This window comes from Caulobacter sp. DWP3-1-3b2 (assembly GCF_049896325.1).
GTDB lineage: Bacteria > Pseudomonadota > Alphaproteobacteria > Caulobacterales > Caulobacteraceae > Caulobacter.
Window position 1 is genome coordinate 13,165 of sequence record NZ_JAFCUB010000029.1, and the last position, 18,439, is coordinate 31,603.

Below are 18,439 nucleotides of genomic sequence, written 5' to 3' on the forward strand. Positions count from 1 at the left end.
CATGACCGTCAACCGCCGCGACCTTTTGAACCTCGGCGCCGCCGGCCTGGCCGCCTCGGCCGGCCCCGCCCTCGCGGGCGCGAAGGGCGGCTTCCAACCCAGCTGGGAATCGCTGGCCGAGCGTTACGAGACCCCCGACTGGTTCCGCGACGCCAAGCTGGGCATCTGGTCGCACTGGGGTCCGCAATGCGTGCCGGAGTACGGCGACTGGTACGGCCGCCAGATGTATATCCAGGGCAATCCGTTCTACGAACACCACGTCAGGGCCTACGGTCACCCCACCAAATTCGGCTTCATGGAGTTGATCGGCCGCTGGAAGGCCGAGCGCTGGGATCCTGATGGCCTGATGAAGAAGTACCAGGCCGCCGGGGCCCGCTACTTCATGTCGATGGCCAACCATCACGACAATTTCGACATGTTCGCCAGCCGCCACCACGCCTGGAACGCCACCCGCGTGGGGCCGGGCCGCGACATCGTCGGGACCTGGGAGAAGGTCGCCCGCGCCCACGGCATGCGGTTCGGCGTCTCCAACCATTCGGCCCATGCCTGGCACTGGTGGCAGACCGCCTATGGCTATGACGCCGAGGGTCAGATGGAGGGCCAACGCTACGACGCCTTCCGCCTGACCAAGGCCGATGGCAAGGGCCAGTGGTGGCAGGGCCTCGACCCACAGGAGCTCTACACTGGCCGCAACATGCTGATCCCCGATGGGATGGACAGCATCAAGGCCGCCAACGCCTGGCATGACGCCCACGACGGCGAATGGATCGAGACCCCGCCGCCAAACAATCCCGGCTTTGTCCGGAACTGGCTGGCCCGGCAGAACGACCTGGTCGATCGCTATCGGCCCGACCTGGTCTATTTCGACAACTATACCCTGCCGCTGGGCTGGGCCGGGCTGTCGGCGACGGCCCATTATTACAATCAGGCTCGCGCCTGGCATGGTGCGAGCGACGTCGTGGTGACCGGCAAGAAGCTGAGCCCGCTGCAGCGCCGGGGCATCGTCGAGGACGTCGAGCGCGGCTTTTCCGACCGCCTTCGGCCCGAGCCATGGCAGACCGACACCTGTATCGGAAGTTGGCACTATGACCGCAGCCTCTACGATCGCGACGGCTACAAGAGCGCCCAGGACGTGATCCAGCGGCTGATCGACGTGGTCAGCAAGAACGGCTGCCTGATGGTCTCCATCCCCCAGCGCGGCGACGGCACGATCGACGACAAGGAAGAGAAGGTGCTGGAAGGCATGGCTAGCTGGATCGCCGTCAACGGCCCGGCCATCTACGCCTCGCGGCCCTGGCGAATCTTCGGCGAGGGCCCAACCAAGCTGGTCGAAGGCATGCAGAACGAAGGCGACGCCAAGCCGTTCGAGGCGGCCGACATCCGGTTCACGACCAGGGCCGGCGAGCTCTACGCGATGCCGATGGCCTGGCCGACGGGCGAGCTGGTGATCGAGAGCCTGGCGACGTCCGGTCCGACCAGCGCCGGCGAGGTGCGGCGGGTGGAGTTGCTGGGCGGCGGCGATCCGCTGCCGTTCGTGCGAGACGGCGAAGGTTTGTGGGTCACGCTGCCCAGCGCACGGCCGGCCTTCACGCCGGTGCTGAAGATCTCGGGGCCGGGATTGGCTTAACAGGTCCTCCCCCCGTGGGGGAGGACCTGTTAAGCCAGTGGCCATTGACGCCCTTTACGGCAGCCTTCCAGACTGCCGCAAAAAGGAAACGCCATGACCACCCTCGCCGGCCGCACGATCCTGATCACCGGCGCCTCGTCGGGCATCGGCGCCGACCTTGCCCGCGCCGCCGCCAGAGCCGGGGCCAGGGTCGCGGCCGCCGCCCGCCGCGTCGACAAGCTGGCCGAGCTGGTCGCCCAGATCACCGCCGACGGCGGGACCGCCCAGGCCTTCGCCATGGATGTCGAGGACGAGGCCGCAGTCATCGCCGGCTATGACGCGATAGAAGCCGCGTTCGGGCCGCCGGAATCGGTGATCGCCAACGCCGGCATCAGCCTCCATGGCTCGGCGCTCGACATCAGCATCGACGACTTCGACAGGGTCCAGGCCGTCAATACCCGCGGGGCCTTCCTGACCGCCCGCGAAGGCGCTCGGCGGATGATCAAGGCCGGCAGCCCCTCAAGCCAGCGCGGGCGCATCCTGCTGGTCGCCTCGATCGGCGCGCGCCATGTGCTGCCCGGCCTGACCGCCTATGTCACCTCCAAGGCGGCAGTCGCCCACATGGGCAAGAGCCTGGCCCGCGAGTGGGCTCGCAAGGGGATCAACGTCAATGTCCTATGTCCTGGCTACATCAGGACCGAGATCAACGCCGACTGGTTCGACAGCGAAGGCGGCCAGAAGCTGATGGCCGGGTTTCCGCGCCGGCGGTTGCTGGAGACCTCCGACCTGGAAGCCCTGGCGCTCTACCTTTGCTCCGACGCCGCGCGCGCGGTGACGGGATCGGAATTCACGGTGGACGACGGACAGTTCCTTTAGGCGTCCCAAGGCTGTAGACCAGCGCCTCATTCAAGGAGGCTTTCATGACCGACACGATCAAGCGCGGCGTCACCGTCGACCAAAAGCTGAAGGCCCACCGCTACCTGGCCAAGCTGACGCCCGCCCGCGCCGACGCCGTGGCCGAAGCCGCCAAGGACCGCCTGGCCAAGCATCCGACCAGTCGCGATGAAGCCATCGACGCCGCCTATGCCGACCTGAGCGCCCGTTAGGCTAGAGCGCGTGACCGACGTCGTCTTGAACCCCGGCGAGGTCGCCCTCGCCGAGTGGAAGGCCGTCTATCGCGGGGCCGCCGCGCGGCTGCATCCGGGCGCCGCGCCGGTGATCGCGCGGAGCGCCGCCGCCGTCGAGCGAATCCTGGCCAAGGGCGAGCCGGTCTACGGCGTCAATACCGGCTTTGGGAAGCTGGCCAGCGTGCGGATCGGCGACGCTGACCTCGAGACCCTGCAGCGCAACATCGTGCTGTCCCACGCCGCCGGCACGGGCGCGCCCTCTCCGGTTCCGGTGGTCCGCCTGATGATGGCCCTGAAGCTGGCTAATCTCGCGCAAGGCGCCTCGGGCGTGCGGCCCGCGACGACCGACCTGCTGGAAGCCATGCTGATCCAGGGCCTGACCCCCGTCGTGCCTTGCCAGGGTTCTGTCGGCGCCTCGGGTGACCTGGCGCCGCTGGCCCACATGGCCGCGGCCATGATCGGGGTCGGGGAGATCGTCGTGAGCGACCGCCGCCTGCCCGCCGCGCAGGCCCTGGCCCAAGCGGGGCTGACACCCCTGACCCTGGGTCCCAAGGAGGGCCTGGCCCTGCTGAACGGCACCCAGTTCTCGACCGCCAACGCCCTGGCCGCTCTTTTCGACGCCGAGCGTCTGTACCAATCCGCCCTGGTCACCGGCGCCCTGTCGACCGAAGCCGCCAAGGGTTCGGACACCCCCTTCGACCCGCGCATTCACGCCCTGCGCCGCCAACCCGGACAGATCGAGACCGCCGCCGCCCTGCGCGACCTAATGGCCGGCTCGGCGATCCGCGATTCGCACCGCGAGGGCGACACCCGCGTGCAGGACCCCTACTGCCTGCGCTGCCAGCCGCAAGTGATGGGGGCGGCTTTGGACATCCTTCGCCAGGCCGCCGTGACCCTGGCCACCGAGGCCAACGGCGTGTCAGACAATCCGCTGATCTTTCCCGACACCGACGAGGCGCTGTCGGGCGGCAATTTCCATGCCGAGCCCGTGGCCTTCGCCGCCGACATCATCGCCCTGGCCGTCTGCGAGATCGGCTCGATCGCCGAGCGGCGCATCGCCATGCTGGTCGACCCCGCCTGCTCGGGCCTGCCCGCCTTTCTGACGCCCAAACCGGGCCTCAACTCCGGCTTCATGATCCCGCAGGTCACGGCCGCCGCCCTGGTTTCGGAGAACAAGCAGAAGGCCTATCCGGCCAGCGTCGACTCGATCCCGACCTCGGCCAACCAGGAGGACCACGTCTCGATGGCCGCCCACGGCGCCCGGCGCGTGCTGGCCATGGTCGAGGCGGCCGAAGCCGTGATCGGCATCGAACTGCTGGCCGCCGTGCAGGGCTGCGACTTCCACGCGCCGCTGACCTCGAGCCCGGCGTTGGAAGCCGTCCGCGGTTTGTTGCGCGCCCAGGTGCCTTACCTGGACGACGATCGGCACTTCCACCCGGACATGGAGGCGGCCAACGCCCTGGTGCGGTCTGGAGCGCTGGTCGCGGCGGTGTCTGCGATCGGACTGCCGGGGGTAGGAGTCTAGAGCGCCAGATGTCTTCGGCGACTGGGTGTCATTCCCGACACTTCCGAAATCGAGACTGCAGTTTTTCTGAACCTGTCCGAGAATAACTCGCCCGCCCAATCGCGGATTGCCTAATATCCGGTAGGCTTACATAGCAAAGCTCGAGTAGATCGGACCAAGGACGCGACAAGCCGTCGCACTTGGTCGGCCACGTCTTCGCCTTATCTGGCCGTTAACCCCCGAGTGACCGACGCACCCCCGACTACACTGAGAGGCGATGAGATGCACGCAGCGACCGTGAAGACCCTTGCCCCCCTGGCGCGCGCCGCGTTGGGACTGGCCCTGGTCTTCGCGCCCATGGTCGTGGCGGCAATGGAAAATCCTCATGTCGCCCCGCGCGCTCAGGCTCCGGCGGTCGAGCGCCTGCTAGCCCAGTTGGCCGCCAAGCCCCCACTCCCTGTGCGCAAGGAACTGGTCTGGAGCGGGGCCGACATCGACGGTGACGGCGCGCCCGACTTCGCCAACCCGACCGGCGCGGCGCCCCGGGGGCACGACGAGTTCGGCGACGGCAATTTCGGAGCCCGCCGCGACGGCGGCTCGCGCGATCACGAGGGCGTCGACTATGTGGCGGTCGCGGGCCAGGCCGTGAAGGCGCCGATCTCGGGCTATGTCACCAAGATCGGCTATGCCTATGCCGGCTTCAGTGACCTGAAGTTCGTCGAGATCACTAATCCCGCCTTGGGCTATGTGGCCCGCGCCTTCTATGTGACGCCAGGCGTCGAGGTCGGCGAGACGGTGCGCCTGGGCCAGATCATCGGCCACGACCAGAGCCTGCAGAAGCATTATCCGGGGATCACCGACCATGTGCACCTGGAGGTCATGCAGCCGGGCGGCGAGCGGGTGAACGCCACGGCGCTGATCGTGCGCAAGCTGGTGACCGAGGCCTAAAGTCCTCCCCCCGTGGGGCCCCGTGGGGGAGGACTTGTTCTACTTCTTCCGAGTCACCATTACGGCCTGGCCGGCATAGGCGACCGTCGCGTCCACCGTGTCGAAGTCGACCGGCTTGGCGCCGCCGCCGCCGCCGATGAAGCGGACCTTGATCATGCGGTTGGCGAGCATGCCCTTGAACGTCCCCGCCCGCGCGCCGATCGTCAGGCGGCCCGACGCGTTGTCGTAGCGCATCGGGATGCGGCTAAAGGCCCCGCGCTCATAGCCGTTGCTGAGGCCGTCGTCCTCGTAGAGCTCATAGGTCCCGTCGGCGCCGGTATAGACCACCACGGTCAGCGGGGCGTCGGGCTGCTCGCCCACGTACTGTTGCACGACGGTGGTCGGCACGATCGAGCCGGCCTTCACGAACAGCGGCATGCGGTTGAGCGGCGCGTCGGCCTTGATCGTCTGGCCGCCCTTGAAGGCCTTGCCGGTCTCGAAGTCGAACCACGACGCGCCGGCCGGCAGGTAGACCTGGCGCGAACGGGCCTTGAACTCGGTGACCGGGGCGACCAGGAACGCCTTGCCGAACAGATACTCGTCATTGATGTCGCGCGCCGTCTTGTCGGCCGGGAAATCCATCACCAGGCCGCGCATCATGCTGCCATCGTGGTGGTAGGTGTCGGCCGCCAGGGTGTAGACATAGGGCATCAGCCGGTAGCGAAGCTCGTCGTACCAGGCCAGGCTCTTGTAGACGTCGGTGCCCTCGTCGGCGAGGTTGTAGATCTCGCGGAACGGGAATTCGCCGTGGCTGCGGAACAGCGGGCTGAAGGCCCCGAACTGGAACCAGCGCAGGTTCAGCTCCTGCCATTCGGCCCAGTGGGCGGGGTCCTTGTTGGTGTAGCGATCCTCGACCGAGAAGCCGCCGATGTCGGTGGTCCAGTTGGGGATGCCCGACATCGACAGGTTCACGCCCGCCGAAATCTGGTCTTTGAAGTCGTCCCAGCGGGCGACCACGTCGCCGCTCCACAGGGCCACGCCGTTGCGCTGGATGCCGCCGAAGCCCGAGCGCGACAGGATGAAGCTGCGCTTGTCGGGGTTCAGTTCATGCTCGCCCTCGAACACGCCGCTGGTGTGGATCAGCGGGAACGAGTTGAAGAACTCCGCCCCAGGACCCATGGCCGTCGGCCCCATGCGCAGGGTGCGCTCGGGAATGTCGAGATTGGAGTGCATGTCCGGCTCGTCGCTGTCCATCCACCAGGCGTCGACGCCATAGACCTTCAGGCTGTCCTTGACCTGACGCCAGTAGATGTCGCGCGCCTCCTTGGAATAGGGGTCGTAGAACGAGTTCAGATAGCCCGGTCCCACCCAGTCGAGCGCGCCTTGCTCGATGTTGCGCTTGTACATCAAGCCCTTGGCGTCGAACTCCTTATAGTGATCCGTGGTCGGATAGAATTTGGCCCAGATCGAGATCATGAAATGGGCGTTGAGGCCGTGGACCTCGTCGATCATCGCCTTGGGGTCGGGGAAGCGGGTCTCGTCGAACTTGTGGCTGCCCCAGCTGTCGTCCTTCCAGTAGCGCCAGTCCTCGACGATGTTGTCGAGCGGCAGCTTGCGGGCCCGGTACTCCTTGACCACGCCCAGCAGTTGGTCGGCGGTCTCGTAGCGCTGGCGGCTCTGCCACAGGCCATAGGCCCAGCGCGGCATCATCACCGCATCCCCGGTCAGGCCGCGATAGCCGCCGATCACCTGGTCCAGGTCGGTCCCGCCGACATAGTAGTAGTCGATGGCGTGGGCGACGTCAGAGGTGAAGGTCAGTGACTTCTGATCGGCGGCCGGGATCGGATTATTGTGCAGCAGGGCGATGTAGCCGTCGTTGGGCTCCCACTCGACGCGGATCTTGTGCTGGGTCCCGGGCGTCATGCTGGAGGTGAAGTTGTGGAACCAGGGGTTCCAGTTCTGGCGCCAGCGGTCGATCGTCAGCTTTCCGTCGACATAGACCTTGGCGTAGCTGCTGGAATAGAGCTTGAACTTCTGGACGCCAGCGACCGGGGCCTCGACCGAGCCTTCCCAGACCACCCGCGCTCCCTTCAGCGGCTTCTTGTCCGGACCGGTCAGTTCGGCCGGCCAGTTGGGCAGGTCCTTCAGATAGCGGTAGTTGATGTCGGCCTCCACGCGGGTGAACTTCAGCGCGTCGCCGACATAGTATTTGGCGGTGAAGCCGCCCGCCTTGCCGTCCGCGTCGAAGAGCTTCAAGTCGCGTGAGGCCAGGTCGTAGGGCGTCGGGTCGCCAAACCGGGTGATGCCGTTGTTTTCCCACAGCAGGCCGTAGTTGCGGGTCGACAGCACGAAGGGCACCGCGATGTCGCGGTTGTACTGGGCCAGTTCGACGTCCTGGCCGTTATAGTTCATCTGGCCGTTCTGGTGCTGGCCCAGGCCGTAGAAGGCCTCGTCCGTATCCGGATTGAACTGTTGGCTGACGCCGTAGAAGGTCTTGCCGTCGATGGTCTCGGACTTGAACGACCGGCGGCCGTTCTCGCTGAGCACCAGCTTGCCGGCCTCGTCGCGGAAGCTGACCGCCCCGTCGGCCAGCGACACCTCGGCGCTCGCCTTGCCGGCCTTGACAACGACCTTGCCGCCGGCCTCGCTGACCGTGAAAGCGCCGCCGGGCTTGGCGATGACCATCAGGCTGGCCGGCACATCCAGGCTGTCGGTGGGGGTGGCGGTGACGTGGATCACGCGCTCGCCCATCACCTGCAGCCGGACCTTCTTGGCGGGTCCCGAGGCGGGGGTGACGATCACGCCGTCAGCGGTCTTCTCGAAAGCCCCGTCCAGGGCGAAGGCGCTGGTCGAGGCCAGCAGGGCCAGGGTCAAGCCGGCGACGAGGCCGGTGGATCTCACATGCATGCGCATCGGGTTCTCTTCCCCATCATTGGGTGTTGTTATCGGCGCCAGCCCTATTTCCGTCTCCCCGGCGAAGGTCGGGGCCCAGGTGAAACCCGCAAGAGGCTTCGGATGAATCTGGGTCCCGGCTTTCGCCGGGAAAACGGGTTCGGGATGGATGAAGGTTCGATCTAGTACGTGGCCAGCTTAACCTTCAGCACCTGCGGCGTGGTGGTCAGGTTGAGGCCGTAGTCGGTCTGGTCGCCATTCCACAGGCGATCGAAGACCCACTGGCCGTCCTCGAAATGGCCTTCCTCGACCCGCGCCATCAGGAACCGTTCGCCCTTGACCGAACCGAAGCTGACGCGAGCGCGATAGCCGGTGATCAGAAATTCGTTGGGCGACAGCTGAGCGATCAGGGCGCCGCCGTCGGGCACCTCGCGACCGGGCTGCTTTTCGGCCTTGCCCATCCAAGGCTGGTCGATCGAGCCGAACTGCCATTCGCCGTAGGACAGCGTCGCCGTCCAGCGGTCACCCAGTTTCAGGGTCTCGGCCTTGCGGTCATCGGCCTCGCCAGCGCCCCAGACATTGCCCTCATAGGCCAGCCTGGCCCATTCGCGCGCCATAGGGGCCAACAGGCGGTAGTGGACCGCGAAATTCTCCAGCGCCTGGGCGTCCACCGTCTTGGCGCCCAGCGGGTAGTTGGAATAGCCGGTCTGATCCAGGCCAAATGGCGAGAAGCCGATCCCGTGGCGGCCCAGCACGTCATAGACGTGGCGCGCATAGCCCTTGTCGCTGCCGATCTCTGGGACGAACAGCGGATTGTCGGGGCGGTCGTACTGCTCCAGCGTTTTGCGAACATTGTCGCTCTCGCGCATGTAGATGTCCGGCGCAATGGCGTCGATCGACGGGGCCGCCGCCTTCCAGACCTCGAGCACATTCCAGGTCGGCCCGCCCGACGAGTAGGTGTAGGGGTCCTGATACTTGAATGGGTCGCGCAGGGCGGCGTTGACATACATCGGCAGCGGCAGCTCGCGCTTGCCGGCGGCGGCGATCTCATTGACGTAGCGGCCGATCGACCAGGCGTAGAAATATTCGTCGGCGTCCTTGCCGAACACCTGGCTCCAGGTTCCAGGCGTCTTGCCCATGGCCTTGACCAGCTGGGCCGGCACAGGACCCGCGAACAACTTTTGGGCGGTAGGGGAATAGTCGCGGACGGCGCTGTAGGCGCCGGTCTCGTTCTCTGGCTGGATCAGGATCACCGTGTGATCCGGATCGGCGGCCTTCAAATGGCGCATCAACTGCACGAAGGCCTTCTTGTCGGCCTCCAGCGTGGCGGGGAAGTGCGGCGACAGCGAGTTGCGGGTCTCGCCCTTGGCGGTGATCACCCGCGGAAAGCGGTTGTTGTCCAGCTTGACCCATTCGGGGGCGTAACTTGGACCATTATTCTTCCACGTCCCGAACCACAGCAGGACCAGCTTCACGTCGTTGTCGCGGGCCTGCCTGAGCAGCACGTCGACGAACGAGAAGTCGAACCGCCCCTCGACCGGCTCGATCTGCTCCCAGGCGATCGGCACTTCCAGGGTGTTGACATGCATCGCCTTGGCGGCCGGCCAGACCTTGGGCAACTGCGAAGGGTAGTTGCTGGAGTTGTTGACTTGCAGGCCCAGCATCAGGAACGGCGCGCCATCCACCAGCAGGGCGTGACGACCATCCTTGGCGACAAATTTGGGGATTGAGGCCTCGGCCGCAATCGCTGGAGCGGCGCTCGCGGCTGCCAGCGCGATAAGCGATACGAGGGCGTGCGAAAGGGCTCGACCGAACGGGATCTTGGCCTTGTTCGCGATGGTCCTGTGGGGTCGCATTCTGTCCCCTCCCCTATTGGCCGTCGTCGCACGAAGATCGCCGCGACAGCTCGTTACCGCTACCATATGTATAATACGACAAATAGCCGAGGCTGCCAGCTTTGCAAGGCGATATGCGCCTTCATCCAGTGCCGCTCTCATCGAGCTGATGAGGCCTCCGGGCGTCATCAAGCCTGGCAGTTGCGCGCGATGAAGTCCGACTGGCTTGGCATGGCGTCCACCGTCTGGCGGACCAAGCCTCGGATACGCTCGAAATGGCCGCGCAAGGCTCCCTCGTCGATCAGATCGACCATCGGATCGTGCGATCGAGGCTCGACCCCCAGCCCCAGATACATGGCGATCCAGCTGGGTTCGGAGAACGACTCCGGATCGTGGATCGACACGCGGCCGCTACTCCGGAACAGCTCGATCTGATGAGCCAGGCGATCAGGGATCGGCATGTCGCGGCAATAGCGCCAGAACTCGGAATCGTCGCGAGTGGTGGCCTTGTAGTGCAAGATGAGAAAGTCGCGGACGCTCTCGAATTGAGTGTCCATCCGGCGATTATATTCGTCAGCCAGGCTGGGGTCGAAGTCGCGGTCGGGGAACAGCTCGATCAGCCGACCCACGCCGTTTTCGATCAGCTGGATACTGGTTGATTCGAGCGGTTCCAGGAAGCCGCCGGCCAAGCCAAGGGCAATGCAGTTGCGGTTCCAGGCCCTGCGCCGGCGACCCGTGGTGAAGCGCAGCGGACGCGGGTCGTCCAGGGGCTTGCCGTCCAGATTGGCCATCAAAACGCGGGCGGCCTCGTCGCGCTCGATGAAGCCGTCGCAAAACACATGGCCGTTGCCGATCCGGTGCTGCAGCGGGATGCGCCATTGCCAGCCCGCCGAGCGGGCCGTCGAACGCGTATAAGGCGTCAATGGTGCGACGCTTTCGCAGGGCACGGCCCAAGCGCTGTTGCAGGGCAGCCAGCGCGACCAGTCCTCGTAGCCGGTCTTCAGCGCCTGCTCGATCAGCAGCCCGCGAAAGCCTGAACAGTCCAGGAAGAGATCGCCCTCGACCTCGGTCCCATTGGCCAGCACCAGGCGCTCAATGAAGCCGTCCTCCCCGCGCAGCTTCACATCGACGATCTTGCCCTCTGTGCGCTTTACCCCCCGCGTCTCGGCATAGTCGCGCAGGTAGCGGGCATAGAGCGAGGCGTCGAAGTGGAAGGCGTAGGAATAGGCGTTGAATACCGACGGCGCGTCTCCCACCGGCGGCGTGAACCGGTCGACGGCCGCCGCGCTGGCCGACACCGAGCAGGCGTCAATCGGCGTCATGTCGCCCAGGGCCCGCAGTCTTAGCCAGTGATGGTGTGGCGAACGGTTCTCGATCCGCGGACCGTAATCGCCAAAACCATGGAAGAACTTGGACCCCACGCGGCCCCAGTCGCGGAACTCGATGCCGAGCTTGAAGGTCGCCTGGGTCTTGCGAATGAAATCGACCCCGTCCAGCTCCAGGGCGCGATTGTAGAAGCGAATGGTGGGCAGGGTGGCCTCGCCGACCCCCACCGTGCCGATTTCCTCGGACTCGATTAATTCGATCTCGCACCGCCCGCCCAGCATCTTGGCGAGCGGAGCGGCGGCCATCCAGCCGGCGGTCCCGCCGCCGACGATGACGATCTTGCGGATGGCCTTGTCGGACACCTCTGTTCCCTCCCAGGACGCTCAGGTTCGGGCCGGCGCCACGACGCGCGCCTGACCCGGTCGCTAGAGCATTTTTCGAGCGAAGTGGTTCCGGTTCGCGTGAAGAAAAATGCCTCAAAACAAACGATTAGAGCTCACGGCCTGACGCAGTCAGGTCGGGAAATGCTCTAGACAGCACGAAACCCGCGCTCGGTGGAGCGCGGGTCCGTGTGGATCACGTCATTTCTAGAACGTCGCGCGGATCTGCGCGGTGTAGCGCGGGCCGCTGGCGAACCAGGCCCGGCCCATCGTGCCGACGTGCTGTTGCATCAGCTGCTTGTAAACCGAGTCCGTCAGGTTCTGAGCTTCCAGGCCGATCGTGACCTTCTCATTGATCTTGTAGAAGATCGAACCGTCCAGCTGACCGTAGTCGTCGGCCCAGGTCGGCAGGCCCCAGGCGATGCTCTGGCTCTGGCCGTTTGCGCCGCCATCTGTGCCTTGCGTGCCATTGACGTTGACAGCCTGCAGGTACTTGGACCGCCAATTGTAGGCCAGGCGCGCCGAGACCGGACCCTTGTCGTAGAGAAGCGCCAAGTTGTAGCTATTCTTCGACAGGTTGGCCAAGGGCAGGTTGCCGAAGGTCCGACCATCAGTGTCGCAGCCGTTGAGGTTCAGGTTGAGATTTGTCGCGCCGCCGCTGCTATCGGTGCACAGCGCCGAGTTGACTGGAGTGTAGAGGTGCTGACGGCTGTCGACATAGGTGTAGTTGGCCTGCACGCCGAAGCCCGAAAGCAAGCCCGGCAGGAAGTCGAAATACTGCTGGTAGGCCACCTCGAATCCGCGCGCTAGACCGCGCGCGCCGTTGACTGGCGACGTGGTGGTGAAGTTGTAGACTGTGCCCGTGGTGTCCTTGGCCTGGATCGTCGAAACCTGGTTGATCACCACGTCCGACAGATGCTTGTAGAACGCCGCGAAGGTCAGCGAACCGGCCGGCGCGAAGTACCATTCGGCCGACAGGTCATACTGATCCGACTTGGTCGGGGTCAGGTAGGGGTTGCCGCTGGCCGTGCCGGTGAGGCTGGTGCCGGTGATGACCGTTCCCGAGGTCACATAGGTCGGCGACAAGCTGGTGTAGGCCTGGAGCTGGCTGAAGTCGGGCCGGGCGATCGCCTTGGCCATGGCCAGGCGGACCTGGAACTCTGGCGTAACTTTCATCCGAAGGTTCAGGCTGGGCAGGTAGTCGGTGTAGTCGTTCTGGAAGGCCTGCTTTACCGTGCTGGCCGTGAAGACCGGAACCGGCGTCGGCGAGGTGTTCTGGCCGATGTTCGACGCCGCCAGGGCGATCACCCCGCGCGCGTGCAGCACCGTCTTGACCGCCCGGATACCGACATTGCCGTCGATCGGATACTTCAAGTCATCGAAACCGAACCGCAGCTGGCTGTAGACCGCATAGGACTTTTCGTCCTGGCTGTTGCGGTAGGCGTCGTTGCCAAAGGAACTGGGCGCCCAGACGTCGCATGAGCCCCAACCCTGGGCCGCCACCTGCTCGGCGCACAGGATGTCATGATACTTGTGAAGCGCCACGTAGCTTGCCGGGAAACCGAGAGCCAGCGAGGCGTCCGGGAAAATCACCGCGGCCGGCGTGTCAGCCTGGCCGTTGAAGAAGTTGCTGAAGCTGTGCAGCGTGGTCGCCGCCTGGAAGCGCGGATCGCTCAGCTTGGCCAGCCCCGAAATGTTCCACCCGACCTGCCAGGGCTGGCTGACGGCCGACCAGTTGTAGGGCGCCTGGTCGTTGAGGGAGTCCCGGTCGCTGAAGCGCGCGCCGACCCGTAGCGAACGGAAGATGCTGCTGTCGAAACGGTAGTCGGCGTCGGTTCGCCAGGCCCATTCGTGGGCCAGGCTCTTGTCCTGGTGGTCCATCGTGAACCCCCAGTAATAGTTGTTCTTGTCGGCCAGATAGGCGGCGTTGGCCGTCACCGTCGGGACCTTGCCCGTCAGGTCGATCTGTTCCGACGGCACGAGCAAGCCAGTCGCCACGGTGGAGTCAAAGCCGTCGGTCGTGGCGCGGACATATTGCAGGTCCGAGGTAATGGTCAGGCGGTCGGTGGCTTCCCACTTGATCTTGTAGGCCGTGTCGGCGGTCACCGACTTGCGGTTGGCGGCCCGGACGTCGTCGTTGAAATTAATGCCTTTGTCGGTCGGATCCGTGAGCGTCCCCGACTGCAGCACTCCTCTATCGTTGAACTTCAGGTTCGAGCCCTGGATGTTCCAGACATTGGCCTGCGAGAAGATCGCGTACTCGCTCCAGTCCATCTTGTACTGGCTGCGGAAGTAGGTGAGCGACATCTCGATTTTGTCGGTCGGCCGCCATTGCAGGGCGCCGTAGGCGCCGAAGCGCTTGCGATCGAACTCCAGCGTGCGCCAGTTGACGCCCTTCGGGATCCAGACCTTCTGCGCCGCCGCAAACTGGGTCGCGGTCGGGTTCACCAGCAGGGTCGTGCCATCATAGGCGCGCTGGTAGTAGGGCTCGACCTGGATGCCGTCGGTCCGCGTCTTGCTTTCTGAATAGGCCAGATCGACCAGGGCGCCGAATTCGCCGATATTGGTGTCCCAGCGGTCGCTGAGCAGGATCGAGCCCGACGGGGTCGCCTTGCCCTTGGTCAGTTCACCATAGCTGCCCTGGGCCGAGACCGAAGCCTTGAAACCCTTCTGGTCGAACGGCATCTGGGTGCGCAGGTTGACCAGGCCGCCGACGGCGCCTTCGATCTGCTCGGCCGAGGGGTTCTTGTAGATATCGACGCCGGCCATCAACTCGGGCGGGACGTCCTCGAAGCTCAGGCTACGGCCGCCGTTGGCGGTGAAGCTGTCGCGACCGTTCAGTTCTGAGCGCACATAGGTCAGGCCGCGAATGTTCACACCGCTGCCCTCGACCGAATAGTGCTCGGGATCGCCGCGCGACATCGTGTGGTCGATGGTGACGCCGACGACGCGTTGCAGCGCCTCGGTGACCGACCGGTCGGGCAGCTTGCCAATATCGTCGGCGACGATGGAATCGACCACCTCGTCGGCGTTCTGCTTCAGCTTCTGAGCCGATTGCAGGGCCGCCCGCTGGCCGGTGACGACGACTTCCTCGACCGTGTCGGTGGTCGCCGGGGCGGTTTGAGCGAACGCCACGACTGGCGCGGCGGCGCAGAGCACAAGCGCTGAGGCGCCCATGAGCATCAGATTGCGATGAGACAGATTGCGACGTGGCATTCCCGTTTCCTTCCCCCAGAGAGATCCGTCCTGGCGCTCTTAAGGCGCCAGTGACGTGCGTCGCGCTCGGCGATCACACGATCTGGAGCGGACCTTTAGTCATATAAGTGATACTTTCAAGCGGGAATTGATAGCGCTATCATTTTGCATTGAAAGGCGCGACTTTAGCGCCACGCCCGCCAAATCCCTCCTGAAACAGGGGAGTTTGCCACCATCGTTATTATACTATAAATGACGAGGATCGGGCGCTTATCGTTGCCCGGGGGCGTCAGGGAAGAACATGAGTCAAGGAAACGGAAGCGGTCGCTTCCGCAGCAGCGCCAGCTATGGAAAGCTGGATCGCGACGGTTTCATCCATCGCAGCTGGATGAAGAGCCAGGGCCTTCCGGACGATGTGTTCGACGGCCGGCCAGTGATCGGCATCTGCAATACCTGGTCCGAAATCACGCCTTGCAACGCGGGCCTGCGCGACATCGCCGAGCATGTGAAGCGTGGCGTCTGGGAGGCTGGCGGCCTGCCGCTGGAGTTTCCGGCCATGTCGCTGGGCGAGACCCAGATGCGGCCGACCGCCATGCTGTTTCGCAACCTGCTGGCCATGGATGTCGAGGAGTCGATCCGCGGCAATCCCATCGACGGCGTCGTGCTGCTGGGCGGCTGCGACAAGACCACGCCGGGCCAGATGATGGGCGCGGCCAGCGTCGATCTGCCGACCATCGTGATCAGCTCGGGTCCGATGCTGAACGGCAAGTTCCGCGGCAAGGACATCGGCTCGGGCACCGACGTCTGGAAGTTCTCCGAGGCCGTCCGGGCCGGCGAGATGACCCTGCCGGACTTCATGTCAGCCGAGAGCGGCATGAGCCGCTCGCCTGGCACCTGCATGACCATGGGCACAGCCTCGACCATGGCCTCGATCGTCGAGGCCATGGGCATGAGCCTGCCGTACAACGCGACCATTCCGGCCGTCGACGCCCGCCGCGCGGCGATGTCGCACGAGACCGGCCGGGCCATCGTCCGCATGGTGCATGACGGGCGGACCATGTCTCAGGTCTGCACGCGCGCCGCGTTCGAGAACGCTCTGCGCGTCCACGCGGCGATCGGCGGCTCGACCAATGCGGTCATCCATCTGCTGGCCCTGGCGGGTCGGTTGGGTGTCGAACTGAGCCTGGAGGACTTCGATCATCTGTCGCGCGACGTGCCGCTGCTGGTCGACCTGCAGCCCTCGGGCCGCTTCCTGATGGAAGACCTGCACTATGCCGGCGGGGTGCCGGCGGTGATGAAGCAACTCCAACCGCTCCTGGACCCCACCGCCCTGACCGTGACCGGCGCGCCGATCGGCGCTCAGTACGAAAAGGCCGAGGTCTATAATGGCGAGGTCATTCGCGGCGTCGAGAACCCGGTGAAGCCCGACAGCGGCATCTGGGTGCTGCGCGGCAACCTGGCCCCCGGCGGGGCGGTGATGAAGCCCAGCGCGGCCAGCCCCGAACTGCTCACCCATCGCGGCAAGGCCGTGGTGTTCGAGACCATCGAGGACTTCAAGGCCCGCATCGACGATCCGGCCCTGGATGTCGACGCCAGCTCGATCCTGGTGCTCAAGGGCTGCGGGCCCAAGGGCTATCCGGGCATGCCCGAAGTGGGCAACATGCCGCTGCCGACCAAGCTGCTGGAACAGGGCGTAAAGGACATGGTGCGCATCAGCGACGCCCGGATGAGCGGCACGGCCTTTGGCACCGTCATTCTGCATGTCTCGCCCGAGGCCGAGGCCGGCGGCCCGCTGGCGGTCGTCCGGACTGGGGACGAGATCCAGCTGGATGGCCCCGCTCGGTCACTGAACCTGCTGATCTCCGACGAGGATATGGCCGCGCGCCTGGTGGTGTGGCGCGCCAATCCGCCACCACCCAAGGCGACGCGCGGCTACGCCAAGCTGTACATCGACCACGTGCTAGGCGCCGACAAAGGCGCGGATCTCGACTTCCTCGTGGGATCTAGTGGGTCGGTCGTCACCCGCGAGTCGCATTGACATGAACCCCATGGACAGCTCGGTCACGATCTTTGGCGACTGGGGCACCTCGCGCCTGCGGCTCTTCCTGCGGCAGGGCAAGATGGTGCTCGATCGGCGAGATGGGCCGGGCATCGGGTCCCTGTCCAAGTCGCCGTGCGAGACTTTCCTCGAGCTGGTGGGCGACTGGCGCGAAGCCGGCCCCTCCCAGGCCCTGCTGTGCGGCATGGTCGGCTCGCGCAACGGCTGGGTCGAGGCGCCCTACGCCGCCTGCCCGGCCAGCGCCGCAGACATCCGCGATCGCCTGATCCAGATCGACGCGGACGGCCTGCCGGTCGCCATCGTGCCAGGCCTGTCGTGCCGCAACGCCCTGGGCGGACCGGATGTGATGCGCGGCGAGGAGACCCAGATCCTCGGCGCCCTGGCCCTTAACGCCGACCTCGCCAAGGGTCGTCACCTGCTGGCCCTGCCCGGCACCCACACCAAATGGGTCGTGGTCGACGACGGGGCGATCACATCGTTCCTCACGGCGCCAGTCGGCGAGATTTACGCCTTGCTACGGGAACACTCGATCCTGGCCAAGGCGGCGCCTGGCGACGCCGAATCGGCCGAGGGCCTGGCCGCCGGTTTCACGCGAGGCGTGGCCCGGATCGTCGAACACGGTCCTGGCGCCCTGCCCCATCTGATTTTCGAGACCCGCAGCCGACAACTTCTCGACGGCCTGGCCAAGGACGAGGCCATGGGCTTCCTGTCGGGCCTGTTGATAGGCGCTGATACCGCAACCACCTCAAGCTGGTTTGGGAAATTGGGCCAAGTGTCGTTGATCGGAGACCCGGCCCTGAGCGTCCTCTATGCCGAAGCCATCACCGCCCATGGCGGCGCCAGCGTATCCGTGGATGGCGACTCGGCTGTCCTGGCCGGATTGACAACGTTGTCGTCAGCCCAGAACAGTGGAGTTCATGTCCTTGCCTAGCTCGCCCGACGCCAAGACCCCGCCGATCGTCGCGATCCTTCGCGGCGTCAAGCCCGAGGAGATTCTCGACGTCGCCGCCGCCCTGGTCGAGGCCGGGATCGGCGCGATCGAAGTGCCGATGAACTCGCCCGATCCGCTGGTCAGCATCGGCAAGCTATGCGCCGCCTTCGGCGACCAGGCGCTGTGCGGCGCGGGCACCGTGCTGTCGCCTGACGTCGTCGATCAGGTGGCCGGCGTCGGTGGCAAGCTGATTGTCACGCCCAACACCGACCCTGCCGTCATCCGCCACGCCGTCGGCCTGGGCCTGACCGTGATGCCCGGCTTCGCCACGCCCAGCGAAGCCTTCGCCGCCGTCGAGGCCGGCGCGCGCTCGCTGAAACTGTTCCCGGCCGGCACCTTCGGCCCGGGCCACATCAAGGCGGTGCGCGACGTGCTGCCCAAGGACGTCAGCGTCTACGCCGTCGGCGGCGTCGGCGCGGCCAATCTGAAACCCTGGATCGAGGCTGGCGTGTCGGGCATCGGCGTCGGCGGCGAACTCTATCGACCGGGCTACTCGGCCCAGGACGTCAGCCAGAGGGCCAAGGCCCTGGTCGCCGCCTGGACCGCCGAGTTCCCGAGCTAAGCGCAACACCAAAACGAGAATACGGCCCTAGGGGG

Annotated in this window: 12 protein-coding genes; 8 read left to right on the plus strand and 4 right to left on the minus strand. The window is 65.6% G+C overall.

All coding sequences use genetic code 11. From position 1 onward, the window contains the following. Position 1 precedes the first annotated feature (1 nt). The 5 genes from ACP7AG_RS16205 (at position 2) to ACP7AG_RS16225 (ending at position 5,185) form a co-directional block, all read left to right on the plus strand. Positions 2–1,627 carry an alpha-L-fucosidase gene (locus ACP7AG_RS16205; RefSeq protein WP_426032051.1) on the plus strand — a complete coding sequence of 542 codons (1,626 nt, stop codon included), beginning with the start codon at positions 2–4 and terminating at the stop codon, positions 1,625–1,627. A gap of 93 nt (positions 1,628–1,720) precedes the next feature. Further along, on the plus strand, positions 1,721–2,482 hold the full coding sequence (locus ACP7AG_RS16210) for an SDR family NAD(P)-dependent oxidoreductase (protein WP_426014090.1): 762 nt from the start codon (positions 1,721–1,723) through the stop codon (positions 2,480–2,482). 44 nt (positions 2,483–2,526) lie between these two features. Beyond that, a complete protein-coding gene (locus ACP7AG_RS16215; protein ID WP_426032053.1) occupies positions 2,527–2,712 on the plus strand; it encodes a hypothetical protein in 186 nt (61 codons plus the stop codon). A 10-nt stretch (positions 2,713–2,722) separates the two neighbouring features. After that, a complete protein-coding gene (hutH, locus tag ACP7AG_RS16220; protein WP_426032055.1) occupies positions 2,723–4,258 on the plus strand; it encodes a histidine ammonia-lyase in 1,536 nt (511 codons plus the stop codon). 261 nt (positions 4,259–4,519) lie between these two features. Then, complete coding sequence (locus ACP7AG_RS16225; RefSeq protein WP_426014095.1) at positions 4,520–5,185, plus strand: M23 family metallopeptidase; 666 nt, start codon at positions 4,520–4,522, stop codon at positions 5,183–5,185. 39 nt (positions 5,186–5,224) lie between these two features. Here the strand turns inward: ACP7AG_RS16225 and ACP7AG_RS16230 are convergent, their stop codons facing one another. The 4 genes from ACP7AG_RS16230 to ACP7AG_RS16245 form a co-directional block, all read right to left on the minus strand. Continuing rightward, entirely contained in the window at positions 5,225–8,071 is a 2,847-nt protein-coding gene (locus tag ACP7AG_RS16230; protein WP_426032057.1) for a TIM-barrel domain-containing protein, read from the minus strand. A 167-nt stretch (positions 8,072–8,238) separates the two neighbouring features. Continuing rightward, the gene (locus tag ACP7AG_RS16235) at positions 8,239–9,912 is read right to left on the minus strand and encodes a DUF5597 domain-containing protein (protein WP_426032059.1); all 1,674 of its coding nucleotides are present in this window, start codon (positions 9,910–9,912) and stop codon (positions 8,239–8,241) included. A gap of 167 nt (positions 9,913–10,079) precedes the next feature. Then, complete coding sequence (locus tag ACP7AG_RS16240) at positions 10,080–11,579, minus strand: tryptophan halogenase family protein (RefSeq protein ID WP_426014101.1); 1,500 nt, start codon at positions 11,577–11,579, stop codon at positions 10,080–10,082. A gap of 225 nt (positions 11,580–11,804) precedes the next feature. Next, the gene (locus ACP7AG_RS16245; protein WP_426014103.1) at positions 11,805–14,813 is read right to left on the minus strand and encodes a TonB-dependent receptor; all 3,009 of its coding nucleotides are present in this window, start codon (positions 14,811–14,813) and stop codon (positions 11,805–11,807) included. Positions 14,814–15,093: 280 nt separating this feature from the next. On the opposite strand from ACP7AG_RS16245, the gene ACP7AG_RS16250 reads away from it, so the two are divergent. The 3 genes from ACP7AG_RS16250 to ACP7AG_RS16260 are packed head-to-tail and all read left to right on the plus strand — an operon-like array spanning position 15,094 to position 18,404. After that, a complete protein-coding gene (locus ACP7AG_RS16250; protein WP_426032061.1) occupies positions 15,094–16,830 on the plus strand; it encodes an IlvD/Edd family dehydratase in 1,737 nt (578 codons plus the stop codon). A gap of 10 nt (positions 16,831–16,840) precedes the next feature. After that, the gene (locus tag ACP7AG_RS16255; protein WP_426032063.1) at positions 16,841–17,782 is read left to right on the plus strand and encodes a 2-dehydro-3-deoxygalactonokinase; all 942 of its coding nucleotides are present in this window, start codon (positions 16,841–16,843) and stop codon (positions 17,780–17,782) included. Continuing rightward, positions 17,769–18,404, plus strand: a complete 636-nt coding sequence (locus tag ACP7AG_RS16260; protein ID WP_426032065.1) for a 2-dehydro-3-deoxy-6-phosphogalactonate aldolase — start codon at positions 17,769–17,771, stop codon at positions 18,402–18,404. Before ACP7AG_RS16255 ends, ACP7AG_RS16260 begins: the two co-directional genes overlap by 14 nt. Positions 18,405–18,439: the final 35 nt, after the last annotated feature.

Excerpts from the sequence above, each read along its gene's own strand:
- ACP7AG_RS16245 (WP_426014103.1), bottom strand. The coding sequence starts at position 14,813 with ATGCCACGTCGCAATCTGTCTCATCGCAATCTGATGCTCATGGGCGCC.
- ACP7AG_RS16205 (WP_426032051.1), top strand. The coding sequence starts at position 2 with ATGACCGTCAACCGCCGCGACCTTTTGAACCTCGGCGCCGCCGGCCTG.
- ACP7AG_RS16235 (WP_426032059.1), bottom strand. The coding sequence starts at position 9,912 with ATGCGACCCCACAGGACCATCGCGAACAAGGCCAAGATCCCGTTCGGT.
- ACP7AG_RS16260 (WP_426032065.1), top strand. The coding sequence starts at position 17,769 with ATGTCCTTGCCTAGCTCGCCCGACGCCAAGACCCCGCCGATCGTCGCG.
- ACP7AG_RS16210 (WP_426014090.1), top strand. The coding sequence starts at position 1,721 with ATGACCACCCTCGCCGGCCGCACGATCCTGATCACCGGCGCCTCGTCG.
- ACP7AG_RS16250 (WP_426032061.1), top strand. The coding sequence starts at position 15,094 with ATGAGTCAAGGAAACGGAAGCGGTCGCTTCCGCAGCAGCGCCAGCTAT.
- ACP7AG_RS16230 (WP_426032057.1), bottom strand. The coding sequence starts at position 8,071 with ATGCATGTGAGATCCACCGGCCTCGTCGCCGGCTTGACCCTGGCCCTG.
- ACP7AG_RS16225 (WP_426014095.1), top strand. The coding sequence starts at position 4,520 with ATGCACGCAGCGACCGTGAAGACCCTTGCCCCCCTGGCGCGCGCCGCG.
- ACP7AG_RS16255 (WP_426032063.1), top strand. The coding sequence starts at position 16,841 with ATGGACAGCTCGGTCACGATCTTTGGCGACTGGGGCACCTCGCGCCTG.
- ACP7AG_RS16215 (WP_426032053.1), top strand. The coding sequence starts at position 2,527 with ATGACCGACACGATCAAGCGCGGCGTCACCGTCGACCAAAAGCTGAAG.